The 24,366-nt window shown below is 63.3% G+C and carries 21 protein-coding genes and 2 tRNA genes; 13 read left to right on the top strand and 10 right to left on the bottom strand.

What is annotated here, in order from left to right; translation table 11 throughout:
• Positions 1–43 precede the first annotated feature (43 nt).
• The 3 genes from VMP31_RS18290 to VMP31_RS18280 are packed head-to-tail and all read right to left on the bottom strand — an operon-like array spanning position 44 to position 3,596.
• The gene (locus tag VMP31_RS18290) at positions 44–934 is read right to left on the bottom strand and encodes a metal-dependent hydrolase (protein WP_325509133.1); all 891 of its coding nucleotides are present in this window, start codon (positions 932–934) and stop codon (positions 44–46) included.
• Between the two features lie 14 nt (positions 935–948).
• Positions 949–2,724, bottom strand: coding sequence for an SDR family oxidoreductase (locus tag VMP31_RS18285; protein WP_325509132.1), 1,776 nt, complete (start codon positions 2,722–2,724; stop codon positions 949–951).
• The gene (locus VMP31_RS18280; RefSeq protein WP_325509131.1) at positions 2,721–3,596 is read right to left on the bottom strand and encodes a M24 family metallopeptidase; all 876 of its coding nucleotides are present in this window, start codon (positions 3,594–3,596) and stop codon (positions 2,721–2,723) included. Before VMP31_RS18280 ends, VMP31_RS18285 begins: the two co-directional genes overlap by 4 nt.
• Positions 3,597–3,855: 259 nt before the next feature.
• Here VMP31_RS18280 and VMP31_RS18275 point away from each other — a divergent pair, with 259 nt between their 5' ends.
• Positions 3,856–4,680, top strand: a complete 825-nt coding sequence (locus VMP31_RS18275; protein WP_325509130.1) for a MerR family transcriptional regulator — start codon at positions 3,856–3,858, stop codon at positions 4,678–4,680.
• Here VMP31_RS18275 and VMP31_RS18270 read toward each other — a convergent pair.
• Both VMP31_RS18270 and VMP31_RS18265 read right to left on the bottom strand, forming a co-directional pair.
• Positions 4,666–5,922, bottom strand: a complete 1,257-nt coding sequence (locus VMP31_RS18270; RefSeq protein ID WP_325509129.1) for an MgtC/SapB family protein — start codon at positions 5,920–5,922, stop codon at positions 4,666–4,668. The two genes, VMP31_RS18275 and VMP31_RS18270, sit on opposite strands and share 15 nt — an antisense overlap.
• A gap of 198 nt (positions 5,923–6,120) precedes the next feature.
• The gene (locus tag VMP31_RS18265; protein ID WP_325509128.1) at positions 6,121–9,597 is read right to left on the bottom strand and encodes a hybrid sensor histidine kinase/response regulator; all 3,477 of its coding nucleotides are present in this window, start codon (positions 9,595–9,597) and stop codon (positions 6,121–6,123) included.
• A gap of 238 nt (positions 9,598–9,835) precedes the next feature.
• On the opposite strand from VMP31_RS18265, the gene VMP31_RS18260 reads away from it, so the two are divergent.
• The 5 genes from VMP31_RS18260 (at position 9,836) to VMP31_RS18240 (ending at position 14,542) form a co-directional block, all read left to right on the top strand.
• Complete coding sequence (locus tag VMP31_RS18260; protein WP_325509127.1) at positions 9,836–10,405, top strand: GNAT family protein; 570 nt, start codon at positions 9,836–9,838, stop codon at positions 10,403–10,405.
• A 3-nt stretch (positions 10,406–10,408) separates the two neighbouring features.
• Positions 10,409–11,251 carry an AraC family transcriptional regulator gene (locus VMP31_RS18255; RefSeq protein WP_325509126.1) on the top strand — a complete coding sequence of 281 codons (843 nt, stop codon included), beginning with the start codon at positions 10,409–10,411 and terminating at the stop codon, positions 11,249–11,251.
• Positions 11,252–11,342: 91 nt separating this feature from the next.
• Positions 11,343–12,059, top strand: a complete 717-nt coding sequence (locus VMP31_RS18250) for an AzlC family ABC transporter permease (RefSeq protein WP_325509125.1) — start codon at positions 11,343–11,345, stop codon at positions 12,057–12,059.
• A complete protein-coding gene (locus tag VMP31_RS18245; RefSeq protein WP_325509124.1) occupies positions 12,056–12,385 on the top strand; it encodes an AzlD domain-containing protein in 330 nt (109 codons plus the stop codon). Before VMP31_RS18250 ends, VMP31_RS18245 begins: the two co-directional genes overlap by 4 nt.
• Before the next feature lie 282 nt (positions 12,386–12,667).
• Positions 12,668–14,542, top strand: a complete 1,875-nt coding sequence (locus tag VMP31_RS18240; protein WP_325509123.1) for an MFS transporter — start codon at positions 12,668–12,670, stop codon at positions 14,540–14,542.
• Between the two features lie 173 nt (positions 14,543–14,715).
• On the opposite strand, the gene sugE is transcribed toward VMP31_RS18240, so the two are convergent.
• Positions 14,716–15,030 carry a quaternary ammonium compound efflux SMR transporter SugE gene (sugE, locus tag VMP31_RS18235; RefSeq protein ID WP_325509122.1) on the bottom strand — a complete coding sequence of 105 codons (315 nt, stop codon included), beginning with the start codon at positions 15,028–15,030 and terminating at the stop codon, positions 14,716–14,718.
• A gap of 146 nt (positions 15,031–15,176) precedes the next feature.
• On the bottom strand, positions 15,177–16,097 hold the full coding sequence (gene rdgC, locus VMP31_RS18230) for a recombination-associated protein RdgC (protein ID WP_325509121.1): 921 nt from the start codon (positions 16,095–16,097) through the stop codon (positions 15,177–15,179).
• 265 nt (positions 16,098–16,362) lie between these two features.
• Between rdgC and VMP31_RS18225 the strand changes: the two genes are divergently transcribed.
• The 4 genes from VMP31_RS18225 to VMP31_RS18210 all read left to right on the top strand — a co-directional run bounded on the left by VMP31_RS18225 (position 16,363) and on the right by VMP31_RS18210 (position 18,274).
• Positions 16,363–16,438, top strand: a tRNA-Val gene (locus VMP31_RS18225).
• Positions 16,439–16,460: 22 nt separating this feature from the next.
• Positions 16,461–16,537: transfer RNA gene (locus VMP31_RS18220), tRNA-Asp, on the top strand.
• A gap of 188 nt (positions 16,538–16,725) precedes the next feature.
• On the top strand, positions 16,726–17,457 hold the full coding sequence (locus tag VMP31_RS18215; RefSeq protein ID WP_325509120.1) for an FKBP-type peptidyl-prolyl cis-trans isomerase: 732 nt from the start codon (positions 16,726–16,728) through the stop codon (positions 17,455–17,457).
• Positions 17,458–17,827: 370 nt separating this feature from the next.
• Entirely contained in the window at positions 17,828–18,274 is a 447-nt protein-coding gene (locus tag VMP31_RS18210) for a YkvA family protein (RefSeq protein ID WP_325509119.1), read from the top strand.
• Between the two features lie 5 nt (positions 18,275–18,279).
• On the opposite strand, the gene VMP31_RS18205 is transcribed toward VMP31_RS18210, so the two are convergent.
• A complete protein-coding gene (locus VMP31_RS18205) occupies positions 18,280–19,002 on the bottom strand; it encodes a transporter substrate-binding domain-containing protein (protein ID WP_325509118.1) in 723 nt (240 codons plus the stop codon).
• A 175-nt stretch (positions 19,003–19,177) separates the two neighbouring features.
• On the opposite strand from VMP31_RS18205, the gene VMP31_RS18200 reads away from it, so the two are divergent.
• The 3 genes from VMP31_RS18200 to VMP31_RS18190 are packed head-to-tail and all read left to right on the top strand — an operon-like array spanning position 19,178 to position 20,324.
• The gene (locus VMP31_RS18200; protein WP_325509117.1) at positions 19,178–19,501 is read left to right on the top strand and encodes a helix-turn-helix transcriptional regulator; all 324 of its coding nucleotides are present in this window, start codon (positions 19,178–19,180) and stop codon (positions 19,499–19,501) included.
• The gene (locus VMP31_RS18195) at positions 19,498–19,863 is read left to right on the top strand and encodes a hypothetical protein (RefSeq protein WP_325509116.1); all 366 of its coding nucleotides are present in this window, start codon (positions 19,498–19,500) and stop codon (positions 19,861–19,863) included. Before VMP31_RS18200 ends, VMP31_RS18195 begins: the two co-directional genes overlap by 4 nt.
• Positions 19,863–20,324 carry a sel1 repeat family protein gene (locus tag VMP31_RS18190; protein WP_325509115.1) on the top strand — a complete coding sequence of 154 codons (462 nt, stop codon included), beginning with the start codon at positions 19,863–19,865 and terminating at the stop codon, positions 20,322–20,324. Before VMP31_RS18195 ends, VMP31_RS18190 begins: the two co-directional genes overlap by 1 nt.
• An 8-nt stretch (positions 20,325–20,332) precedes the next feature.
• Here the strand turns inward: VMP31_RS18190 and VMP31_RS18185 are convergent, their stop codons facing one another.
• On the bottom strand, positions 20,333–22,093 hold the full coding sequence (locus VMP31_RS18185) for a bifunctional diguanylate cyclase/phosphodiesterase (RefSeq protein WP_325509114.1): 1,761 nt from the start codon (positions 22,091–22,093) through the stop codon (positions 20,333–20,335).
• A gap of 93 nt (positions 22,094–22,186) precedes the next feature.
• Positions 22,187–24,268: a carboxy terminal-processing peptidase gene (locus VMP31_RS18180; RefSeq protein ID WP_325509113.1), complete on the bottom strand. Its 2,082-nt coding sequence runs from the start codon at positions 24,266–24,268 to the stop codon at positions 22,187–22,189.
• Positions 24,269–24,366: the final 98 nt, after the last annotated feature.

The raw sequence follows: 24,366 nt of genomic DNA, 5'->3' as shown, positions 1-24,366 counted from the left end.
CGCAATTGCCCCCCAGTTTGCTGCGCGAGTACGCCCTACGGGGTTAGGCGCTGACCGGCCCCTTTTCCGCGGCCGCCCGCTGCGCCGCCGGCGAGCTGGCCAGGTAGTTGAGGGCCACGCCGATATCACCTTCGCTACGCGGGTGATAACCGGGGTTGAAATAGCGCAGCACCGAGCGGCCGACATGACCCATGCGCGGCATCAGGTCACGTTTGCCCAGGTGGTACCACAGGCGCAGAAAACCGGGGCGGTAACGGGTGACCGGGTCCTGGCGCATCATGGTTTTCATCGCCGTACTAAACAGGAAGATCAGTGCCGGCGTGGCAATCAGCATAAATAACCAGCGCATCAGCAGGCTGCCGCCGATATGCACGTGCAGGTCGTGGGCGACGCTGCGGTGTTCGACTTCCTCGGCCCCGTGCCAGCGCAACAGGTCGAGCATCACCGGGTCGGCGTTATCCAGGCCGCGGGTGGTGATGATCCAGTCGCCGAGCACGCAGGTGAAGTGCTCCACGGCGGCGATCAAGCCGACCCGCTGGCGCAGCCACCAGGGTTGCAGGGCGCGGCTGATGGCGTTGTCGCCCAGGGGGAAGTCGCACAGCGCCTGGTCGAACAGCCAATGGACGCGTCGGGTAAAGGGCGTGGGATCGATGCCGTGGCGCAGCAGGTAGGGCGTCAGTGCGCTGTCGTGGGCGCGGGCATGCTGGGCTTCCTGCTTGACGAAACCCTGGACGTCCTCGCGCAACTGCGGGTCTGTGACCAGCGGCAGGGCTTTGTTGTAGACCCGGCAGAACCAGAATTCGCCGGCCGGCAGGATCAGGTGCAGGCTGTTCATGATATGCGAGGCTTCCGGCTCGTTCGGCACCCAGTGCAGCGGGGTGTCGGTGAAGTCGAAACGGACTTTGCGCTGTTGCAGGCGATGCTCTTGGTTCATCTTTATCTTCCTTATCAACCGGCCAGATTCAGGCGTGCCAGCAGGCGCGACAGCCAGGGGGCGAACCGCCATTGGGCGATGCTCAGGTGCGCCTCGGCCCCGACGGCGACCACCGCCTGGTTACGCTGCACGCCGCGGATCAGTTTTTTCGCAACAGTTTCGGCGCTGAGGTTGCGCCGGCTATAGAGGCGTTGGGTCTTGGCCTGCTGCTTGGCTTCTGCTTCGGTTGTTAGGCCGTTAAAGCGGGTAGCCTGGATGATCCCGGTGTTGACCAGGCCCGGGCACAGCGCGGTGACGCCGATGCCGTGGCTGGCCATTTCCGCGCGCAGGCATTCGCTGAGCATCAGCACCGCGGCCTTGCTGGTGGCATAGGCCGGGTAATTGCGCGACGGCACGTAGGCCGCCGCCGACGCGGTGTTGACGATATGCCCCGGCTTGCCGGCCGCGATCATCTGCTGGGCGAACAGGCGGCTGCCGTCGATCACGCTCCACAGATTGATACGCAGCAGGCGCTCCCAGTCGGCGTTGCTGGTGTCGAGCATGCTGCCGGCCATGCCGATGCCGGCGTTGTTGATAACGATATCCGGGCTGCCGAATTCGGCAGCCACCCAATCGGCAAAGGCGGCCATGGCCGCGCTGTCGCCCACGTCCAGTTGATAGACGAAGGCTTCGCTGCCCAGGGCTCGGGCCAGTTCGGCGCTGCGTTCGGCGGCGGCCAGGTTGATATCGGCGGCCAGCACCGTGGCCCCTTGTTCGGCGAACTCGAGCAGGGTGGCGCGGCCGATGCCGGAGCCCGCGCCGGTGACAATCACCAGCTTGCCGGCGAAGGGCGCGGCACCGGCCCTGACCTTGGCCTGCTGCAGGGCACGGCTGGCCTGGGCACCGTCCAGGTGGGCGGTGAACTCGCGCAGCCAGGCGGCCAGCTGCTGCGGTTCGGCCAGCAGTTGCCAGTGCCCGGCATTGACCTCGCGCCGCCACAGTTTTGGGGCCCACAGCGCCAGTTGCTCGAACAGCTGCGGGCGCACGAAGCGGTCGCGGGTCGGCACGATCAGCTGCACCGGCACCTGGGTGTGGCGCAGGCGTGGTTTGAACAGGCTGCGGATAAAGTTGGCGCGGTACAGCTTGACCCCGTGCACGCCATCGGCGCGCTGGCTGTTGCTGATCGCCACGTTGCGCAGGCCTTCGAGCCTGCGCAGCAGCAGCGGCCAGGCCTTGCCCAGACCCAGGTGCCAGCTCAGCTCCGGCAGCAGTGGGAGGTGGAACAGGGCGATATACCAGGAGCTGAGCAGCTGCCCTGCGACCTGGGCCCAGGCGCGCGGACGCTTCTGCTCGAGACGGTCGCGCATCCAGTGACCGACATGGTCCAGGCAGGGCCCGGAGAGGCTGGTGTAGGAGGCCAGCAGCGGCTGGATACGCGGTTCGGTGACCGCTTCCCAGGCCTGGATCGAGCCCCAGTCATGGGCCACGAGATGCACCGGCTGGTCGGGGCTGGTGGCCTCGATCACCGCCTCCAGGTCGTTTGCCAGTTTTTCCAGGTGATAGTCCAGGCGCTTGCGCGGAATCTGCGAGGCACCGAAGCCGCGCACATCGTAGGCGATGATCTGGTAGTCGGCGGCCAGTTCGCGCACCAGCGGCAGCCAGATCTCGTGGTTGTCCGGGTAACCGTGAACCAGCAGCAGGGTCGGCCCCGTGGCCTGGCCCCAGCGGTACACCGCCAGCTCGACGCCGTCGCCCTGCACCCGCAGGTGCTGCGCCTGCAGGCCGCTCTCCAGCAGCAAGGGCGCGTTCATGCCGCCACCTGCGCGCTGCCGAGGCCGCGGTGCTGCCAGCGCCGTACATGGGGCAGGTCGTCGTCCAGCCAGTAGGCGTCATCCTCGCTGACCACCAGCAGCTCCTCGAACTTGGCCCCTACGCCACGCCAGCCCAGGTGCGGTTCCACCGCCCACAGGCCGGGCGTGGGGGCATGGGCGGAGCGGCTATTGCTCGACCACAGCGGCGACCAGCCGGCGCGCCGGCCGGTGAGCAGGGCGTTGCGGGTCAGGGTGTAGATATTGCGCACGCCGAAGCGGGCGATGGACAGGCCGCTGTCGCGCGCGTCGAGTTTCTCCACGCGATGGGCCAGCACCTCGAAGGGGTAGGCCTTGTGCCGCGGCAAGGTGCCTTGCTCGGCACAGAGGCGGTCTACCGCCTGGCTGACTTCGGCCAGGGGCCGGCGCTGCTTGACCAGCTCGACGATCAGCTGGCGGTGCGCCATCAGGTCGTCCATCAGGCGCTCGAGCAGCAGGTTCTGCCCCAGGGCCCCGGAGTAGCCGATATCGGCGGTGTAGGCCCCCAGGGTCGGCGCACAGTCGAGGATATAGGGCATGCCTTCCTCCAGCACGGTCTTGCCCGGGTAGAAGGCCAGGTTGAAGCCGCCCAGGTGGCGCAGGCCGTCGAAGCCCTTGAACGCGGTACGCGGGCCGAACCAGGCGAAGGGTTGATGGAACCAGTCGCGCACACCGTGATCCTGCAGCCAGGTCTTCATCAGGGCGGCGGTCTGCTTCTCACTGATGCCGGGCTTGAGTTCGCTGGCGATGCATTGCGCGCACTGGTAGGCCAGGCGCTGGACGCTGCGAAACTGTTCGAGATCGTGCTCGCTGAGCGGGGTGGGGCTGGCAGGCATCTTGTTTCTCCAGGCTGTCACGGCTGACTGTTACATTGTTTGATGTAACAATCATTGTTGTGCCTACCTGGCACTTCTGGCTAGCCATCCGAGCTCGATGTTGTGGGGCTTGTTACGCTGTTACCGGGCCGGCGTGCAGGGCTCTGGCACGGCCTTCTGCGCCATTCTGACGGGGGTTGGCCGAGGCCTTTGCAGGCAAAGTCCAGCCCTTGGTTGGGGCAGTTGTTGCCATTGCCGGGAGGCGGCTATGATCGCGACCATGAATACAGCCTCCGCTTTTCTCCAGCGCCTGTTGGGCAGCGCCGCGCCCCTGGCCAGTGCCGTTGCCGCCGAATACCGGGTCGATGAACTGGCCCGCGCGGCGCAGACCACCGTGCGTAATGTGCGCGCCTACCAGGATCAGGGCCTGCTGCCGCCCCCCGAGCGCCGCGGGCGTTTGGGCATCTACAGCGGCGAGCACCTGGCGCGCTTGCAGCTGGTCGGCCAGTTGCTTGAGCGCGGCTACAGCATCGCCAGCATCCGCGAGCTGTTCGACGCCTGGGCCCAGGGCCGCGACCTGGCCCACGTGCTGGGCCTGGAGCAGGCCATTCGCGGTGCCGATGAGCCAGAGCAGGCCGGCACCTTGCAGTTCGGCGAATTGCAGGCGCTGTTTGGTGATGAGCTGAATGATCGGGTGATCGAGCAGGCCCAGGCTCTGGGCCTGCTGGAATTTGCCGGCGATCATCTGCGGGTGCCAAGCCCCAGGCTGTTTGCCGCCGGGGTCGAGTTATACCGCGCAGGTATTCCCCTGCAGGCCCTGCTCGATGAACTGACGGCGATCCGTGGCCATGTGCAGCAGGTGGCGACCGGCATCGTGCAGATGATTGCCAAACAACTGGTCAACCCGCTGCTGCAGCGCGAGCTACCCCATGCCGAGGAGCTGGAACGCCTGAACCTGCAGTTGCTGCAACTGCGGCCGCTGGTGGAGCAGGTGGTCAATGCCGAACTGGCCCGGGGCTTGCCCGAGGCGGCCAATCGCGAGTTGAGCGAACGGGTGCACCAGTTGCTGCAGGGCTTTCTGCAGCCTTCCTCAGGTCAGCAGTAGTAACAGGGCCCCTGCCAGCAACCCGGCGGCCATTACCGGCAGGGTCAGCAGGGCCAGTTGGCGGCCACCGATCAGGACCACCAGAAAGGCTTTGACCAGGCTATTGCTCAGGGCTGCGAGCAGGATCCCCCGTACGGCCACCTGATTGTCCAGTTCGGTGTGCGAACTGCGCGCCAGGGACAGGGTGATGGCATCCACATCGGCCAGCCCGGAGACCAGCGCCACCAGGTATACGCCAGCATCTCCCAGCCAGCGCTGCGCCGCTTCGATCAGCAGCAGGATCAACGCCAGCAACGCGGCGAAGCGCAGCGCTGGGCCGAGTTCGAAGGGGTTTTTCAGCGGCGCTTCAGGGCTTTCTTCGCTCTCGTTGCCGGCCCGGCGGTAATACAGCAGGGCACCGCCGGTGTAGATCAGGGCGGTCACGCTCAGTGGCCAGAACAGTGCCGGTAGCAGTGCGCGATTGACCAGGCCGGCCTCCAGCAAGACCCGGGGAAACATCAGGGCCGAGGTGGCCAGCAGGCCGCAGGCGAGGATGGCCTGTAGGTTGCGGCCCTGGCCCAGGCGGGCCAGGGTTACGGTCATGGCGGTGGAGGAGACAATGCCGCCGAGCAGGGCGGTGATCAGCAGGCCATGGCGGGTGCCGACCAGACGAATCGCTACATAGGCGGCAAAACCGATGGCGGCGATCAGCACCACCATCCACCAGATGATGTAGGGGTTGAAGGCCTGCCAGGGGCCGTAACCCTGGTTGGGCAGGGCCGGCAGCAGCACCAGGGAGATAAACAGCAGCTTGAGCGTGCCGGACAGCTCGTCTTCGCTCAGCCGCAGCAGGGCACTGTGCAGCACCCGCTTGAGGCTCAGCAGCAGGGCCACCGCCACGGCCCCGGCGGCGGCCACCGGGGCATGGCCGGCCATGGCCAGGCTGCCGAGCAGGAAGGTGAGCAGCATCGCCACCTCGCTGGTCAGGCCCATATCCCCGGTGCGCTGCAACTCGCCGAAGTAGGAAGCCACCACCAGGGCGGCAAAGCCGATAAAGATCACCGCCCAGGCTGTTACTCCGAATTTTTCGCTGAGCAGCATGGCAAAGGCCCCGAGCAAGCTGCTCAGGGCAAAGGTACGCACACCGGCGACCAGGCTGTTGTCCTCGATATTGCGCCCCTGCCAGCCGCGCTCGATGCCGATCAGCAGGCCGGCGGCCAGGGCGCTGGCAAAGTTCAGCAGGGTGTCGAGGGCTTCGGGCATGGCACATCCTTGGGGGGCGGGTTGTTGGCAGTCTAGCCAGTTGGCAAGCGCGGCGCATTGCAACAGGTCAGGGGCGAGCGCCGCGGCTACCGGCAGTCGCGGCTAAAGCCCCTCCCTCGCTTGTCGGGTTGTCGCCCGTAGGGTGCGCCGCGCGCACCAGGCATCCAGCCGCCAGGCCGCCCTACAGGAGCATGCGACCTAGCGCAATGTCAGATGCCGGCTCAGCAGGGCGCGCAGGGCGGCCGGTTTGACTGGCTTGGCCAGGAAGTCGAGGCCGGCGGCGTGCACCTGGGCGATCAGCTCGGGGCGGCCATCGGCGCTGATCACCACGCCGGGTATGGGGTCGCCCAGGCGGGTGCGCAGCCAGGCCATCAGCTCGGTGCCGGTTTCGCCTTCGTCCAGGTGGTAATCCACCAGAGCAAGCTGCGGGCGCACATCCTCGCTGAGCAGGTGCTCGCACTCCAGACGGTTGCGCGCCGTCCACACCTGGCAGCCCCAGCGCGACAACAGGCTGTGCATGCCGGTAAGGATGCTGTCCTCGTTGTCGATGCACAGCACCTGGGCCCCGCTCAGGGCCTGGCCGTTGATCTCCTGCGCCGGCAGCGCTGTCTTGGGTGCAGGGCTCAGGGCCAGGGGCACGGTAACGCTGAACACGCTGCCCTTGCCCGGCCAGGAGTGCACTTCGAGCTTGTGTTCGAGTACCTGGCAGAGGCCGTCGGCAATCGCCAGGCCCAGGCCCAGGCCCTTTTCGGCGCGGGTCTGGTGGCTGTCCAGGCGTTTGAACTCCTCGAATATCACCTTGCGCTTGTCCTCCGGGATGCCCGGCCCGCGGTCCCAGACTTCCAGGCGCAGCTGGCCATTCCTGCGGCGCACGCCCAGCAGCACCCGGCCCTTGGCGTAACGGAAGGCATTGGTGAGGAAGTTTTGCAGCACCCGGCGCAACAGCTTGATGTCGCTGTCGACCCGCAGGCGGCTGCCGCGCAGGCGGAAATCCACGCCCTGTTCGACCGCCAGTACCTTGAATTCGGCTCCCAGGATATCGAACAGGTTATTCAGCACGAAGGCGTTGCGATTCGGGGTGATGCGGCCGTTTTCCAGGCGCGAGATATCCAGCAGGTCGCTGATCAGGTCTTCCGCCGAGCGCAGCGAGCTGTCCAGATGGCGTACCAGTTCCCGGGCCTCACGCGGCAGAGCTTCGTCCTGGTGGGAGAGGGCGGCGGAGAACAGCCGGGCGGCGTTCAGGGGCTGCATCAGGTCGTGGCTGACGGCGGCGAGAAAGCGGGTTTTCGACTGGTTGGCGGCCTCGGCCACGCCCTTGGCCTCGGTCAGTGCCTGATTCAGTTGCGACAGCTCATGGGTGCGCGCGGCGACCCGTTGTTCCAGGCCTTCGTTGGCTTCCTTGAGGGCGCGCTCGGCCTCGCGGAACTCGGTAATGTCGGTAAAACTCATGACGAACCCACCGCCGGGCATGGGGTTGCCGATCAGCTCGATCACCCGGCCGTTGGGGAACAGCCGCTCGGAGGTGTGCGCGGTGCCCTGGCGCATCCAGTACAGGCGCTTGTTGACGTGTTCCTCGGTGTTGCCGGGGCCGAGCAGGCCGCGTTCGGCGTTGAAGCGGATCAGCTCGGCCACCGGCCGGCCGACGTAGACCTGGCCTTCTGGGTAGTTGAACAGCTCGATATAGCGGTGGTTCCAGGCCACCAGACGCAGCGACTGATCGACCACGCTGATGCCCTGGGTGATGTTCTCGATCGCCCCTTGCAGCAGGGCGCGGTTGAACTGCAGTACCTCGCTGGCTTCATCGACTATGCGCACCACATCTTCGACCTGCATCTCGCGGCCTTCGATGGCGGCCTTGACCACCGCGCGGGTGCTGGAGGCACCCAGCACCCCGGCCAGCAGGCGCTCGGTGTGGGCGATCCAGTCGCTGTTGGCGGTCTGGTTGGGGTCGAAGGCCTTGCCCTGGCGGAAGGCGAAACGCATAAAACTCTGACGCGCGCGGTCTTCGCCGACAAAACGGTTGGCCAGCAACAGCAGATCGCCGACCTGAACCGCCAGCATGCTGCGGTTGCTCGGTTTGGTGCCCAGGTCGTGGCCGATAAAGCGCCCGGCCTGCCAGTGTTCGGCGACCCGAGTGCGGGAAAAATACGAAACCCAGGCAAACAGCAGGAAGTTGCCTGCTAGCGACAGCACCACGCCACGGGTCAGGGCGTCGACCTGAAAGCCCAGGGGCGCGTACAGCAGGCCCTGCAAACCGGGGAAGTTCTCCAGTGGCCAGCCCAGGCTGCGGGCTACCAGCGGCAGCACCAGGGTGTAGAACCAGATCAGCGCGCCGAAGATCAGCCCGGCAAATACGCCCTGGCGGTTGGCCTGCTTCCACACCAGCGCGCCAAACATCGCCGGGGCCAGCTGGCCGATGGCGGCAAAGGACACCTGGCCAATGGTGGCCAGGCTGGCGTTGGAACCGAGCAGGCGGTAGCACACATAGGCCAGCAGCAGGATCGCCACAATGCTGATCCGCCGGGCGCTGAGCATCCAGTGGCGGAAGGCTTCGTAGGGCCGCTCGGTGTTTTTCCGGCGCAGCAGCCAGGGCATCAGCATGTCGTTGGAGATCATGGTCGACAGGGCCACCGAGGCGACGATGACCATGCCGGTGGCCGCCGACGCGCCGCCGATAAAGGCCAGCATGGCCAGGGCCGGATGGGCTTCGGCAAGCGGCAGGCTGATAACGAAGGAGTCCGGGGTAACGCCCGCCGGCAACAGCATCTGCCCGGCCAGGGCGATGGGCACCACGAACAGCGCGGCGAGTACCAGGTAGGCGGGGAATACCCAGCGCGCCAGGCGCAGATCCTTGGGTTCGATGTTTTCCACCACGGTGACGTGAAACTGCCGCGGCAGGCAGATGATGGCGATCATCGCCAGGCCGGTCTGGGTCATCATTGCCGGCCAGTTCACCGTTTCTGCCCAGAAGTCGTCCAGTGCCGGGCTACGCTGGGCCTGGCTGAACAAATCGGCGAAGCCGTTGTACAGGCCGAAGGTGACGAACGCGCCAACGGCGAGGAAGGCCAGCAGCTTGACCAGGGACTCGAAGGCAATCGCCAGGACCATGCCGCGGTGGTGCTCGGTGACATCCAGATTGCGCGTGCCGAACAATATTGTGAACAGTGCCAGCACCAGGGACACGATCAGGGCGGTGTCCTGGGCACTGGTACCGGTGGCCCCAGCGCCTGCGCCGGTCAGCAGGTTGACCCCGAGCACGATGCCCTTGAGCTGCAGGGCGATATAGGGCAGCACGCCGACCAGGCAGATCAATGCCACCACTATCGCCAGGGACTGGGACTTGCCGTAGCGGGCGGCGATAAAGTCGGCAATCGAGGTGATGTTTTCCTGTTTGCTAATCATCACCATCTTCTGCAGCACCCAGGGTGCGAACACCAGGATGATGATCGGCCCGAGGTAGATCGGCAGAAACGACCAGAGCTGCTCGGCGGCCTGGCCGACCGCGCCGAAGAAGGTCCAGCTGGTGCAGTAAACCGCCAGGGACAGCGAGTAGACCCAGGCGCGCACCTTGGGCGGCATGGGCGTGGCGCGGCGGTCGCCATAGAAGGCGATGGCGAAGAGGATGGCCATGTAAATCAGCGCAACCGCGGCGATGAGCCCGCTGGACAGGGTCATGCTTACTCCACTGGCAAACTAAATGGGGCGTTCCGTGTCTTAGCAGGGCGACCCACTGCTAAGCAGGCAATTTTGCCTGTGAATGTTCCCAGTGTCGCAGCAAACCGCCATGCCGTCAGGCGCGACCAAGGTCGCAAATGCTTGGGGTATGAACTTTGGGTAAAACTGTTGTGGATTGTGCACGCGGGCCAGCCCTGTTAGCGTGGCTAGCCTGCGACTCTGTCCGAGGAGGGACCCTATGTTCAAGCCGCAATTGATCACCCTGCAACGTGGCGCGTTGCGCATCGAACCTATGGTCGATGCCGATATTCCCGCCCTGATCAGCCTGGCCGAAGCCAATCGCCAGGAGCTGATCCATATGAGCGGCACCCAGCGCCTTGACTGGTATCGTCAGGGCCTGCTTGAGCAGCGCGAAGGCAAGGCCTTGCCCTTTGTCATTCGCCTGGGCGAACAGCTGGTGGGTACCACCCGTTTCGGCGACTTTATGAGCACGCTGCCCGCCGCCGAGATCGGCTGGACCTGGCTCGACCGCGGCCAGCACGGCACCGGCCTGAATACCACGGTGAAATACCTGATGCTCAAGCATGCCTTCGAGCACTGGGGGCTGGTGCGCGTGCAACTGAAAACCGCGGCCAGCAACCTGCGCGCGCAGCGCGCCATCGAAAAGCTCGGGGCCGTACGCGAAGGGCAGCTGCGCAATCACCGTCGCCTGGCGGACGGGCGTCTGGACGACAGCGTGCTGTACAGCATCACCGACCATGACTGGCCGGCGCTCAAGCTGCAGCTGGAGGCGCGCTTCAGCGGTTGACCTATGCAGCCGTTGACGGGAGGGGAGCGCGCACGCTTCAGCGCTAGCGAGGATTTGCACGGACTGGAGTTGTTGTCCGCGCGTTTTATCGAACACCGTTTCGCCCCGCATGTGCATGACGGTCATGTGATCGCCGTGCTTGAAGCCGGTGCCGAACGTTATCGCTATCGCGGCGTCGAGCACCTGGCGGGTGCTGGCAGCATCGCCCTGCTCAATCCGGATGAAGTGCACACCGGCTCCAAGGGCGTCGAGCAGGGCTGGCAGTACCGGGTGTTCTACCCGCCGCCCGGCACGCTCGAGACGCTGCTGGGCGAACTCGATTTGCCCCAAGCCGCGTCGCCGATGTTCCACGACACCGTGCACCAGGACCCGGCTCTGGCGGCGCGGCTGAGTACGCTGCACCGACTGCTGGAGGACCCGCAGGCCTGCGCCCTGCAGCGCCAGACCCTGTGGCGTGAAGTGATGCTCGAGTTGCTGCAGCGCTATGCGCGCCTGCCGTCAGCGGGTGGCGTCGGTCAGGAACCGCGCGCCGTGGCGCTGGGCAAGGAACTCTTGGCCAGCCAGTTGTGCGAACCGCCATCGCTGGAGCAGCTGGCGGCCGCAGTCAATCTGTCGCCTTTTCATTTCGCCCGGGTATTTCGCCGCGCCACCGGCCTGCCGCCCCACGCCTGGCTGATGCAGCGCCGCCTGGAGCAGGCGCGCGGTCTGCTGAAAAAAGGCTGCACGCCGCTGGACGTGGCCCTGCAACTGGGCTTCGCCGATCAGAGCCACCTGAGCCGGCAATTCAAGCAGACCTATGGCGTTGGCCCTGGCGCATACCGCAAGGCCTGCAGCGTGACGGTATAGGGCTCGACGCGCGAACTGCGGGGCATTGCGCAAGATTGTTCAAGACGGCGCGCGGGGCATCGGGCAGGCTTGGCGGCCTGGAGGATTTGCCATGAGCCGTTCACGTAACTTTTTCTATGGCTGCCGGGACTCCGTCCCGATGATAGTCGGCATCCTGCCTTTCGGCCTGATCTACGGCGCGCTGGCCAGCCTGGCGGGTTTGAGTCTGTGGCAGGCGCTGGGCATGTCGCTGCTGGTGTATGCCGGCTCGGCGCAGTTTATTGCCATCAGCCTGTTGAGCCTGGGTAGCGGTGCAGTGGTGATCCTGCTCACCACCCTGGTCGTCAACCTGCGTCATGTGCTCTACAGCGCGGCCCTGCAGCCCTACGTCGGGCAGCTGGCGCAAACCTGGCGGGTGCCCCTGGCCTTCGGCCTGACCGATGAAACCTTTGCCGTGGTGCAGCGCCGCTACCTGTCCCAAGGCGTGACTGAGCATGGCCAGTGGTACCACGCCGGGGTGACTCTGGCGCTGTACCTGTCCTGGATCTCCAGTTCGCTGGTGGGGGCGCTGTTCGGCCACAGCGTCCCCAACCTGGCGGGCTGGGGCCTGGATTTCGCCATGCTGGCGACCTTTATCGGCATCGTCGTGCCGGCGCTGCGCAACCAGCCGCAGATCGCCGCCGCCCTGGTGGCCGCGGCGGTGGCGCTGCTCTGCCATGCCTGGCCGTACAAACTGGGGCTGATGGCCGCGGCCTTGAGCGGCATCGCCATCGGTGTAGCGCTGGAGCGGCGCGAGTCGCCGGCGACGGTCGAGGAGGGCGCGCGATGAGCATCTGGCTGCTGATTCTCGGCATGGCGCTGATCACCTTTGTGATCCGCTACAGCCTGTTCGCCTTTCCCGATCTGCGTTTTCCGCCCCTGGTGCGCCAGGGCCTGCACTACGTGCCCACCGCGGTGCTGACGGCCATTGTGGTGCCAGGCATGTTGCTGCCCGATGGCCAGCAGTGGGCCCTGGCCCTGGATAATGCCTACCTGTTGGCGGGGCTGGCATGTATTGCCATCGCCGCGGTCACCCGCCACCTGCTGGCCACCATCGGCGGCGGCTTGCTGGTGTTCTTTCTGTTGCGTTGGGCATTGGGACAATTGCCGGTCTGATTCCACCGTTGTCTGCAACGGCTACAAAAAAACGCACCCTGTAGCCCGGATGAAATCCGGGGAGCGGTATTGACCGCAGCATATTTCCCCCGGATTGCATCCGGGCTACCAACGCGCCCGTATGGCTTGCCACCGGTAGGTTGGCGCTGAGGCATGAAGCCCAACGAACAGCACACTCCGCGAAATAGCGGCAAAAATCGTTGATACCTGTGGCTTTGCTGCGGCATCTTGCAGTCCAATGCTCAACGCCCTCAGTCAGCCTTACGGACAGGTACACGGACGATGACCGAACAATCCCAATTCGCGTTGCTGGGTAAGAAGCGCTTTCTGCCTTTTTTCCTCACCCAGCTACTTGGTGCCTTCAACGACAACATCTTCAAGCAATCGCTGATTCTGGCGATTCTCTTCAAGATCAGCGCCGATGCCGACAAGAGTCTGTTGGTCAATCTTTGCGCGCTGCTGTTTATCCTGCCGTTTTTCCTGTTTTCTGCCCTGGGCGGGCAGTTCGGCGAGAAGTTTCCCAAGGACGCGCTGATCCGCAAGATCAAGCTGGCCGAGATCGTCATCATGCTGCTGGGTGCGACAGGGGTGCTGCTAGGCAGCCTGCCGCTGATGCTCGCGGTGCTGTTTGCCATGGGCACCCAGTCGGCGTTGTTCGGCCCGGTGAAGTACTCGATCTTGCCCCAGCATCTGCGCGAGGAGGAATTGGTCGGCGGTAATGCTCTGGTGGAAATGGGCACCTTTCTGGCCATTCTCGCCGGCACCATAGGCGCGGGCATCATCATGGCCAGTACGGGCTACGCCAGCATCGTCGCGGCGTCGGTGGTGATCGTGGCAGTGCTGGGCTATCTGGCCAGTCGCGCCATTCCCAGCGCCCATGCGGCGATGCCCGAACTTAAGCTTGACTGGAATATCCTGCGGCAGTCCTGGCTGATCATGAAACTCGGCCTGGGTCAGCGCCCGGCGGTGTCGCGCTCGCTGATCGGCAATTCCTGGTTCTGGTTTCTCGGCGCGGTGTACCTGACGCAGATTCCGGCCTATGCCAAGGAGTGGCTGTACGGCGACGAGAGTGTGGTCACCCTGATTCTTACCGTGTTCTCACTGGGCATCGGCCTGGGTTCGATGCTCTGCGAGCGTATGAGCGGGCACAAGGTGGAAATCGGCCTGGTGCCGTTCGGCTCCATCGGCCTGACCATTTTCGGCATGCTGCTGTGGTGGCATTCCGGCGGCTTCCCCCAGGCCGAACTGGCCCATGACTGGCAGGCGGTGCTGAGTTATGGCCAGGCCTGGTGGATTCTCGGCTCGATCCTGGGCATCGGCCTGTTCGGCGGCTTCTATATCGTGCCGCTCTATGCGCTGATCCAGTCGCGCACCGTGGAGCACGAGCGGGCGCGGGTGATCGCCGCCAACAACATCCTCAATGCCCTGTTTATGGTGATTTCGGCGATTGCCTCGATCCTGTTTCTGACGGTGGCCGAGCTGTCGATCCCGCAGCTGTTTCTGGTCATCTCGTTGATGAACATCGCGGTCAACAGCTACATCTTCAAGATCGTCCCCGAATTCAGCATGCGCTTTCTGATCTGGCTGCTCAGCCACTCGATGTACCGGGTCGAGCACAAGGGGTTGGAGATCATTCCCGACGAGGGCGCGGCGGTGCTGGTGTGCAACCACGTGTCCTTTGTCGATGCACTGCTGATCGGCGGCGCGGTGCGCCGGCCGGTGCGCTTTGTCATGTATTACAAGATCTACAACCTGCCGGTGCTCAACTTTATCTTCCGCACTGCTGGCACGGTGCCGATTGCCGGGCGCAACGAAGACCTGCTGATCTACGACGCGGCGTTCAAGAAAATCGCCGAGTACCTGCGTAATGGCGAGGTGGTGTGCATCTTCCCGGAGGGCAAGCTGACCGGCGATGGCGAGCTCAACGAGTTCAAGAACGGCATCGAACGGATCATCGAGGAAAACCCGGTGCCGGTGATCCCCATGGCCCTGCAGGGCTTGTGGGGCAGCTTCTTTAGTCGCGCGCCAGGCAAGGGTTTGTTCAAACGCATTTGGTCGCGCATCACTCTGGTAGCTGGCACGCCGGTAGCGCCCGAGCTGGCCAAGCGCGAGCTATTACAGGCTCAGGTGGAGGCGCTGCGCGGGGATTGGCGCTGATGCGGGTTTGTCGCGGCTAAAGCCCCTCCCACGACCGTAGGATGGGTGATAACCCATCAGCCAATTGATGGGTTATCACCTAGTCGGCCCCCCGGCCCTGAGCGAAAAAATGCCGCTTCCCTGGCAAGGAGAAGCGGCATTTTTCTTAGGTGAACAGCATGACTTCCTTGAGCCTAGTGGCTGAGCTTAAGCCCCACTAGCCCGCAGAGGATCAGCGCCACGCTGGCGATGCGCAGCAGGCTCAGGGCTTCGCCAAACAGGATGATGCCAGCTATCACCGTGCCGATGGCACCGACACCGGTCCAGATCGCATAGGCGGTGCCCAGCGGTAGTTCCTTCATGGCCAGGCCAAGCAGTGCCAGGCTGACGATGATCGCCGCAACGGTGAGCAGGGTAGGCAGGGGGCGGGTAAAGCCGTCGGTGTATTTCAGGCCGACAGCCCAGCCGACTTCAAACAGGCCGGCCAGCAGCAAAATGATCCAGGACATAAACACCTCCAATTACAGATAGAGGGGCCGTCCCGTATTGATCACTTGCGCAGTGGTGAGGTCGTCCTCACGCTGTGCAGTATTTTGCACATTGAGTCGATGCTGGCAAGCGCCCCGGGACCGACGGTCCAGGGGCATGCATGGCCTTAGATCCCCTGGGGAATCTCTTCACCGCCCAGGGCTTCGAACAGCGCCGGGAGGAAGTCCACCAGGGTCAGCATCATCAGGGTGAAGCTGGCGTCCTGCTGGCCGAGGTCGTCGTCGCCACCGTCCTGTTCGGCCTGATCCTGCAGCAGGTCTTCGAAGCGCAGGCGCTTGACCACCAGTTTGTCGTCCAGCACGAAGGACAGTTTGTCCTGCCAGGCCAGGGACAGCTGGGTGACCTGCTTGCCGGAGGTCATGTGCAGCTGGATTTCATCGCTGGTCAGGTCCTGACGCTTGCAGCGCACCACGCCGCCATCTTCGTGGGTGTCGCGCAGTTCGCACTCATCCAGCACGTGGAAGTCCGGAGCGGCCTGTTGCACCTTGACCCAGTCGGTGAGGGTGGCGCTTGGCGCGATCTTCACGGTCAGCGGACGTACCGGCAGCGAGCCGATGGCTTCACGCAGGGTCGACAGCAGGTCTTCGGCGCGCTTGGCGCTGGCCGAGTCGACCAGGATCAGGCCCTGTTTCGGCGCGATGGCGGCAAAGGTGGCGGATTTACGAATAAAGGCGCGTGGCAGAAAGGTCTGCACGATATCGTCCTTGAGCTGGTCGCGCTCCTTCTTGTAGACCTTGCGCATCTGCTCGGCTTCGATCTCGTCGACCTTGTCCTTCAGCGCATCGCGCACCACGCTGCCCGGCAGGATGCGTTCTTCCTTGCGCGCGGCAATCAGCAGGAAATCACCGCTGACATGCACCAGCGGGGCGTCGCCGCCTTTGCCGAAGGGGGCGATAAAGCCGTAGGTGCTGAGTTCCTGGCTGGCGCACGAGCGGGCCGGTTTGGCGGCTAGTGCCGTTTCCAGGGCTTCGGCGTCGAAGGGGATATTCTGGGTGAGGCGATAAACCAGCAGATTGCGAAACCACATAAGGGGGTGACTCTCCATTAACAGGCCTGCCGGCAGGGGCAGGCAGCATAAGCCGTCAGTGCCTGGTTCCAGTCCAGACCCAGGGGTGCAGATCGTTGCGACTCACTGCTCGGCTTGCAAGTTGCATTCGGGGACGCATTATTCTCCCCTTGGCGGTTTAGGCCAACCCTGCGCTAAGCCTTTGCTATGTCGATAAAAAATATTTAAATCAGAGCTTGCCAAGGTGCGGATGGCTGTCTAGAATGCGCCCCACTTCGAGAGTGAAGGGTGATTAGCTCAGCTGGGAGAGCATCTGCCTTACAAGCAGAGGGTCGGCGGTTCGATCCCGTCATCACCCACCAAACTCGCTTTTTGAAGTTACGCGCAGCGGTAGTTCAGTCGGTTAGAATACCGGCCTGTCACGCCGGGGGTCGCGGGTTCGAGTCCCGTCCGCTGCGCCATTTTTTACTCGCCTCATCTCCCCAGTGACACTTCGCAACGCCCTCTCAAGCATTCGCTTAATTCCGCTAAACATCTGAACTTATACGCATTTTCTGTCTCCTAACACGGTAGCCAGTGATCGCGGCAGCCTGCTAAGCTCGCGCTTTCACACCATTTAGCCCTAGGGCGCACCGGACAAGGAACAAGCATGAAACAGCATCGTTTAGCGGCGGCGGTCGCCCTGGTAGGTTTGGTTCTCGCAGGTTGCGATTCGCAAACCAGCGAAATCACCCTGGAAACCCCAGCACAGAAAGCCTCCTACGGTATTGGCCTGAACATGGGCAAGAGCCTGGCTCAGGAAGGCATGGATGACCTGGATTCCGACGCCGTTGCCCAAGGCATCGAAGACGCCATTGGCAAGAAAGAACAGCGCCTGAAAGACGAAGAGCTGATCGAAGCCTTTGCTTTCCTGCAAAAGCGTGCCGAAGAGCGCATGGTCGCTCTGAACGAAGAGTCGGCCAAGGCCGGCAAGAAATTCCTCGACGACAACGGCAAGCGTGAAGGCGTGGTCACCACTGAATCCGGCCTGCAGTACGAAGTGGTCAAGAAGGCCGAAGGTGCCCAGCCGAAAGCCACCGACGTGGTGACTGTTCACTACGAAGGCAAGCTGACCGACGGCAGCGTATTCGACAGCTCCATCGAGCGTGGTAGCCCCATCGACCTGCCGGTGGGTGGCGTGATCCCGGGTTGGGTTGAAGGCCTGCAACTGATGCACGTTGGCGAGAAGTACAAGCTGTATATCCCGAGCGAGCTGGCCTATGGCGAGCAGAGCCCGACGCCGGCTATTCCAGCCAACTCGGTACTGGTGTTCGATCTGGAACTGATCGCCATCAAGGACGCTAACGCCGAAGCCGAAGCCGAAGCTGCCAGCGAGGAGTAACAGGCCTCTGCTGTGTACAACGCCCCGTCTCGACGGGGCGTTGTTGTTTCTGCCCTCGGTAAAGTGTTTTCAAGCGTGACTGAAGGGTCTTGAAGGGGTGTTATCGAGGTATGGCTGTTACGGTTATGCACATTTTCCATAATCTTTGTCAGGGCCTGCGACAAGATGCCTATAGAAACCATTTGTTATTTTTAACTTATTGATTTATATGGTTTTTAAGGCGCTGGATAAAAAATACCCGATCTGTGGCGAGGCCGCACGGGCTGGGCGTTTGCCGGGGTTATGGATAATCTGTTCACAAGGTTATCCACAGCTTTAGTGGATAACCCAGGCCAGCCCAGTAAGCACGCGGGATTGAAGGGATAAGGCGATGAAAGCACCGAAAAGATTCGAGCGTTACCTGCTTTTGGCACAACGTTTTCTCGGCGCAGGACGCTTGCCCGGGTTGCTCCTGTCGGTGGCGCGCAAGCGAGAAAAGGCCGGAGTCTCTCTGGCGGCATTGCGCGGCGATCTGGAGCTTTTGCAAGGGTTGTGTATGGCCTGGTGGCGGGGCGAGTACCGAGCTGTCAGCCGGCAAGCGTTACTGGCGGTTGTGGCGGCCTTGCTGTACTTCGTTACCCCCATGGATGCGCTACCGGACTGGTTGCCGGCGATCGGCTTTGTCGACGACCTGGCGGTGCTGGCCTGGGTGCTGCGTACCTGGCGCGATGAGCTTGCGGCATTCCAGGCGTGGCGAATGGCCCAGTCTCCGGAAACATTACTCAAGATAGAGCGTTTGCCGGTGGCGGATGAGCCGCAGCAGGGGCTGGGGAGCTAGCAGGCTCAGGTATCGCCCAGCAGCCGGCTGATCACCCCTTGATCGCGTAGCGTCTGCAGCACCTGGTCCAGTTGCTCGGGGCTTACCGGTAGCGTGGGGCTGTAGGTGCAGTGCATCTGATAACGCTCGATGACCCAGGGGCTGATCTGCAGTGGTGCGTCCGGCAGCTTGGCCAGCTGGAAGCTGGCGGGGCGGCGCATCTCGATAATGGCGTCCAAGCGCTGTTTGCGCAGCAGGTTCAGGCCGCTGCCGATGTCGCGCAGATCCTGGCGGGTGATCTGCTGGTTGGCGAATGCGCTCATCAGGGGAACGCTGTAGACATAACCGAGCTGGGTGCCGAGCACTTTGCCAAGCAGGTCGTCGAGGCTGACGATGGGGGGGCGCTGGCGATGTTGCAGCAACACATCTTCTTCTTCATAGAGCGGTGGCGACCAGTGATAGCGCTGCGGCTCGGCCATCCATTGTGGGTTGCTGTTGCAGATCACGTGGATGTGGCCGCGCTGCATAAATTCTTCGATGCGCTTGTTGGGCGTCTCCACGAAGCGTGGCTGGTAACCGAGCTGCTGGCTGGCCTGCTGGCCGAGGCGATAGATAAAGCCGTCGCGCAGTTGCTGTCCGACCACCTCGACATAGGGCATGCCATCGGCGGTGGCGAACCCCCAGCGTAGCTCCTCGGCGCTGCTCCACGCGTTGCAACTGGTCAATACTAGGAATAGCAATCTACGCAAGGCACGGCCCTCGGTGTGTACGGGGTGTCGCAGGGGCAGTATAGAACACGCGTTTTGCCGCGATGGGCTGTTAAGATGCGGACCTGAACTGGAGTAGCTAAGAGCGTGGCCGGGGCGTTGTGTTGGAGTTGTAGCGGGTAATTGGCGTCCCAGCGCTTTGCATGGAGATGGATAGATGAATGTGCAGGTGATCGAGCGCGACGGTGAGCCGGAATATGCGGTGTTGCCCTGGGCGCAGTATCAGGCGTTATTACAGGCGGCCGGGCGCACAGCCCCAGCTGCTGCCGAACAGGCTGCTCCTGAGGGACGGCCGGCCTTGAGCCAGCTGGCGGCCCTGCGTGAGGCCAAAGGCCTGAGCGCCGAGCAGCTGGCGCGCAACGTGGGGATCAGCCCGCATTATCTGGGCATGATCGAAAGCGGTGAGCGTCAGCCGGATGCCGCTATCCAGCGCGCCCTGGCCTGGCATCTGGGTGTGGATGGTTGGGAGTTACAGTCTTGAGCGTGAGCATCAGTCGACAACACTGGCAAGCCTTGCTCGCCGAGCTGGAGGATGCCCAGCGACAACGGCATTTGCTGACCTACAGGGCGCTGATCGAACGGCTGGCGCTGCCCAGCCCGGCGATGCAGACCCTGGCGGCGGCGCTGGAGCATCTGGCGGCCATGGACGCGCGGGCCGAGCGCCCGCTGCGCAGTGCCCTGGTGATCAGCCAGGGTGCCAGCCGTCTACCGCGTACCGGCTTCTTCGAATGTGTCAGCCGATTGGGGCGCTTTAGCGGTGCTTCCGATGGCATTGCCGCAGCCTCCTGGCATGCCGCCGAAGTGGCTCGGGTGTTCGAGTTCAGCTACCCGGAAGACGCCTGATGTTCGGCGCGCTGCGGGCGCGTATCGGCTATCTGCTGGCGCGCCGCCTGTTCCACTGGGCGTGGCTGGTCAAGCAACCGCGGGCCTGGGGCTGGATGGAAGGGCAGTTCGCCCGTATGGCCAAGCGCGGTGATCGCCAGGCGCAAAGCTTCTACGGGCATATCCTGCTGTTTCGCGGCCAGGGCTTGGGCGCACGCAATGAAGGTCGGCGTTTGCTCGGTCTGGCGGCCAGGGCCGGCGATGCCAAGGCCGCTTACCAGCTCGGCGTTCTGAGTCTGTCCGGCGACACCCAACATGCGGCGGATGCGCAGCAGGCCATTGAATGGTGGACCCTGGCCGCACAGGCCGGGCATCCGGCGGCGGCTTATCGCCTGGCTGAGTTGTACCGCTGCGGCGTTGCCGCCGATGTGGCGCAGGCCGAGCATTTAGCCGCGCTGTCGAATCGCTTGAGCGGCCTTTGAGTCAGCGATCAGGCCGCCGTATCGGCCTGGGTGTCGATGATATGCAGGCTGTAACCCGGCACGGCCTTGGCGTGGCGTTTGGCCTCTGAGGCCAGGGCTGCCAGCTGGCTGGCATCCAGTTGCGCGCACTGCTCGGGGTGCACATGCACCACACCCAGTGAGAGTGAGAGCAGGGCGTACTCCTGGCGTTTGCCGTTGCGGTCATGGGCGACAAAGCAACCGGCGTTCAGGTCTTCTTCACGGTAGAAACGTCGGCACTGGCTCTGGAAGTCCTCCAGCAGACGATTGAGCCGCGCGCGCCAGTCCTGCGAGCCGAGCACCAGCAGAAAGTCATCGCCGCCAATATGGCCAACAAAGTCCCGCGTCGGGTCGACCCTATCATTCAGGCACTGCGCCAGGCTGAGCAGCACTTCATCGCCCTTGGCGTAGCCGTAGATATCGTTGAACGGCTTGAAGTTGTCGATATCCACGTAACACACCACGGCTTCGCGGCTCTGCTGCAGCAAGCGGGTCAGGCATTGCTGGATCGGCACATTGCCCGGCAGCAGGGTCAGCGGGTTGGCGTAGCGGGCCTGTTGGATCTTCAGTTCGGTGATCAGCTTGAGCACATCGATCACCCGCCCCAGCCCGACATAACAGCCATCTTCAATGATGATGAAGTCTTCTTCGATACGTTGGCGGGCGCGGCTGGTAAGCAGGCGGCTGACCTGCTGCAGTGACTGACTGGATTCCACCGCCAGGTAGTCATCACTCATCAGTCGGCTGATCGGTTTGCGGGCGAACAGCTCGTTGGCGAAGGGCTTGAGCAGGGCTTCGGCCAGCGAATGGCGATGGACGATGCCGCTGGGCTGCTGAGCTTCGTTAAGCACCGCCAGCGAGTTCAGGTTGGCCTGGGCGCGGAACATCTCCAGCACTTCGCTGGTGGGGGTACTCAGGGCCACTGCACGTTGCGGGTTGAGCAGGCCGCGCAGGTCGCTGACGTCCTCGCTCAGTGTGCTGCTGGTGGTGGTGCGGGGCAGCAAATTGGTGGCTTCCCGCGGCGGCTGCTCCTGCGGGCGGCAGAGCAGGTAACCCTGAATCAGGTCGACGCCCATTTCCGCGAGCACGGCGAGTTCCTCGGGCAGTTCGATGCCCTCGGCGATTACCTGGGCGCGGGAGGCTTTGGCCATTTTCAGGATGGAACCGACGAACTCGCGCTTGACCGCGTCCTGATGGATGCCGTCGATAAAGTGACGGTCGATCTTCACATAATCCGGGCGCAACTCAGACCACAGACGCAGGCTCGAGTAGCCCGCGCCGAGGTCATCCAGGGCGATGGAAAAGCCCATGGCGCGGTAGTGATGCAGGGCGGTGTCGAGCAGGGCGAAATCATCGGTGGGCGATTGTTCGGTCAGCTCGATCACCACCTGACTCGGTGGAATGCCCAGGGTTTGCAGCAGTTGCAGGGTGCGCCCCGGCTGGTGCTTGGGTTCCATCAGCGAGTCGGGCGAGACGTTGAGAAACAGCTTGCCTTCAAGCTTGAGCTGGCTGAAACGCTGGCAGGCATTCTTGCGGCACAGCAGCTCCAGCTCACTCAAACGGCCCGCGCTGCGCGCCACGGCAAACAGATTGATCGGCGAGTGCAGGGCGCTATTGGACGGGCCACGGCTGAGGGCTTCATAGCCAAGAATACGTCGTTCGGAGAGCGAGAAAATCGGTTGAAACAGACTGTGCAGGTCGCCATTGGCGAGGATAGTGTCCAACGCGCTGAACTGCTCGGTGACGATCATGGCGGCTCTCTGTGCATAAAAAACGGGGACTGGCATTGCTACCAGTCCCCGCATTTCACGACAGTTTGATGACCCTTTGATGACGCTCGCTATTTAGTGTTTGGCCAGGCGAGTGTTCAACCCCAGGTAATCGAGCAGGATGCGCCCGGTTTCGGTGAGGTAGGCATCATCTTCCGGTTTGGTTTTCTTGTCTTCAACCGGCAATGCGTCCTCCTCCTCTACCTTGAGCTTGCTCAGCAAGGTTTCGCCTTTGGCCTTGCGCAGGCTGTTCTCGATGGCCAGTTGCTGACCCTCGATATCGCTGTGCTGGGCGCGCCGCTTGCTTTCGTTGAGGCTGACGGTGGTTTCTTCCATCAGCTTCTGCGACAGCTGCAGGCGCTGGCGAGCGAAGGTGAAGTCCGCGTTCTTGGCCGTACGGTTGTCGTAGCGGGATTGCAGTTCGGCGAGGAACGGCTTGATCGGGTCCAGCTCCGGTTTGATCGCCGGCTTGATGCTGTCCCATGGCAAGGCCTCGGGCAGGGCGCTTTCGCCAATTTCCTTGGTGTCCATGATGTCCGGGTACTGGATGTCCGGAATCACCCCCTGGTGCTGGGTGCTTTGCCCGGAAACCCGGTAGAACTTGGCCAGGGTCAGCTTGAGCTCGCCATGGTTAAGCGGCTGGATGGTCTGCACGGTGCCTTTGCCGAAGGTCTGGCCGCCGAGAATCAGCGCGCGGTGATAGTCCTGCATGGCACCGGCGAAGATCTCCGAAGCCGAGGCGGACAGGCGATTGACCAGCACGGCCAGCGGGCCTTTGTAGTAGATGCCGGTGTTTTCATCGGCCAGTACATCGACGCGGCCGTCGCTGTTGCGCACCAGCACGGTGGGGCCCTGATCGATAAACAGGCCGGTCAGCTCGGTGGCTTCCTGCAGCGAACCGCCGCCGTTGTTGCGCAGATCGATGACTACGCCGTCGACTTTTTCCTTCTCCAGCTCGGTGAGCAGGCGTTTGACGTCGCGGGTGGTGCTCTTGTAGTTCGGATCGCCAGCGCGGAAGGCCTTGAAGTCCAGGTAGAAGGCCGGGATCTCGATAACGCCGAGTTTGTAGTCACGGCCTTCGTGGTTGAGTTTGAGCACCGACTTCTTCGCCGCCTGCTCTTCCAGCTTGACCGCCTCGCGGGTGATGGCGACCACCTTGCTGGTCGGGTCATTCGGCGCGTTGCTGGCGGGGATGACTTCCAGGCGGACCTTGGAGCCTTTCGGCCCGCGGATCAGCTTGACCACTTCGTCCAGGCGCCAGCCGATCACGTCGACCATTTCCTTGTCGCCTTGGGCCACACCAATGATCTTGTCGGCGGGAGAGATCTGCTTGCTCTTCTCGGCCGGGCCGGCCGGAACCAGGCGCACCACCTTGACGTGTTCGTTATCGCTCTGCAGCACGGCACCAATACCTTCCAGCGACAGGCTCATATTGATGTCGAAGTTCTCCGCGTTATCCGGGGAGAGGTAGGTGGTGTGCGGGTCGTAGGACATAGCGAAAGCGTTGATGTAGGACTGGAACACATCTTCGCCACGGGTTTGCTGCAGGCGCGCCAACTGGTTCTTGTAGCGTTTGACCAGCAGCTCCTGGATGGCCTTGGGCTCCTTGCCGGCGATTTTCAGGCGCAACACTTCGTCCTTGACGCGTTTGCGCCAGAGGTCGTCGAGGGCGGCGAGATCTTTGGCCCAGGGGGCGTTTTCGCGGTCGATCAGCAGGGTTTCATCGACCCCGAAGTCGATCTTGTCGACACCTTGCTCAAGCATGTTCAAGGCAAACTGCAGGCGACTCTGCAAACGCTGCAGGTGGCGTTTGTAGATGATAAAGCCGGGCTCAAGATTGCCGCTTTTGAGCAGGTCGTCGAAGCTGGTGCTCCAGCGATCGAACTCGGCAATGTCGTCAGCGGTGAAGTAGCTGCGTGAGGGGTCGAGCATCTTCAGGTAGCCCTGATAGATCTTTACCGAGCGCTCGTCATTCAGCGGTGGCTTGTTGTAGTGGTGGCGCTTGAGCAGCTCGACCACGTTGAGGCTGGCAATCACCTGCTCGCGGTCCGGCTGCAGGTATTCCCAGGGGTCGGCGCTGGTGGTTTTCGCCGCCAACGGCAAGGCGCTCAGGGCAACTGAGAAGGCAAGGGTGACGCTAAGCAGGGATCGCTTCATGCTGATTCGACGTGTGGGCAGTTGATAACGCATATTAGGCCGTCAATAAGGGCGCCCAGTTCCATCGGCGCAATGCAAAAGCCCGGCGCTCAGCGCCA

Origin of the sequence: Pseudomonas sp. (assembly GCF_035512415.1) — a bacterium.
Lineage (GTDB): Bacteria > Pseudomonadota > Gammaproteobacteria > Pseudomonadales > Pseudomonadaceae > Aquipseudomonas.
The sequence above is the reverse complement of the archived record's forward strand: the minus strand, read 5'-3'. Positions and strand labels throughout refer to the sequence as shown.

What these genes read in the sequence shown, in the direction of transcription:
- VMP31_RS18210 (WP_325509119.1), top strand. Translation starts at nt 17,828, where the DNA reads ATGAAAGCACCGAAAAGATTCGAGCGTTACCTGCTTTTGGCACAACGT.
- VMP31_RS18200 (WP_325509117.1), top strand. Translation starts at nt 19,178, where the DNA reads ATGAATGTGCAGGTGATCGAGCGCGACGGTGAGCCGGAATATGCGGTG.
- VMP31_RS18250 (WP_325509125.1), top strand. Translation starts at nt 11,343, where the DNA reads ATGAGCCGTTCACGTAACTTTTTCTATGGCTGCCGGGACTCCGTCCCG.
- VMP31_RS18290 (WP_325509133.1), bottom strand. Translation starts at nt 934, where the DNA reads ATGAACCAAGAGCATCGCCTGCAACAGCGCAAAGTCCGTTTCGACTTC.
- VMP31_RS18190 (WP_325509115.1), top strand. Translation starts at nt 19,863, where the DNA reads ATGTTCGGCGCGCTGCGGGCGCGTATCGGCTATCTGCTGGCGCGCCGC.
- rdgC (WP_325509121.1), bottom strand. Translation starts at nt 16,097, where the DNA reads ATGTGGTTTCGCAATCTGCTGGTTTATCGCCTCACCCAGAATATCCCC.
- VMP31_RS18260 (WP_325509127.1), top strand. Translation starts at nt 9,836, where the DNA reads ATGTTCAAGCCGCAATTGATCACCCTGCAACGTGGCGCGTTGCGCATC.
- VMP31_RS18270 (WP_325509129.1), bottom strand. Translation starts at nt 5,922, where the DNA reads ATGCCCGAAGCCCTCGACACCCTGCTGAACTTTGCCAGCGCCCTGGCC.
- VMP31_RS18265 (WP_325509128.1), bottom strand. Translation starts at nt 9,597, where the DNA reads ATGACCCTGTCCAGCGGGCTCATCGCCGCGGTTGCGCTGATTTACATG.
- VMP31_RS18285 (WP_325509132.1), bottom strand. Translation starts at nt 2,724, where the DNA reads ATGAACGCGCCCTTGCTGCTGGAGAGCGGCCTGCAGGCGCAGCACCTG.
- VMP31_RS18185 (WP_325509114.1), bottom strand. Translation starts at nt 22,093, where the DNA reads ATGATCGTCACCGAGCAGTTCAGCGCGTTGGACACTATCCTCGCCAAT.
- VMP31_RS18255 (WP_325509126.1), top strand. Translation starts at nt 10,409, where the DNA reads ATGCAGCCGTTGACGGGAGGGGAGCGCGCACGCTTCAGCGCTAGCGAG.
- VMP31_RS18240 (WP_325509123.1), top strand. Translation starts at nt 12,668, where the DNA reads ATGACCGAACAATCCCAATTCGCGTTGCTGGGTAAGAAGCGCTTTCTG.
- VMP31_RS18180 (WP_325509113.1), bottom strand. Translation starts at nt 24,268, where the DNA reads ATGAAGCGATCCCTGCTTAGCGTCACCCTTGCCTTCTCAGTTGCCCTG.
- VMP31_RS18275 (WP_325509130.1), top strand. Translation starts at nt 3,856, where the DNA reads ATGAATACAGCCTCCGCTTTTCTCCAGCGCCTGTTGGGCAGCGCCGCG.
- sugE (WP_325509122.1), bottom strand. Translation starts at nt 15,030, where the DNA reads ATGTCCTGGATCATTTTGCTGCTGGCCGGCCTGTTTGAAGTCGGCTGG.
- VMP31_RS18245 (WP_325509124.1), top strand. Translation starts at nt 12,056, where the DNA reads ATGAGCATCTGGCTGCTGATTCTCGGCATGGCGCTGATCACCTTTGTG.
- VMP31_RS18280 (WP_325509131.1), bottom strand. Translation starts at nt 3,596, where the DNA reads ATGCCTGCCAGCCCCACCCCGCTCAGCGAGCACGATCTCGAACAGTTT.
- VMP31_RS18215 (WP_325509120.1), top strand. Translation starts at nt 16,726, where the DNA reads ATGAAACAGCATCGTTTAGCGGCGGCGGTCGCCCTGGTAGGTTTGGTT.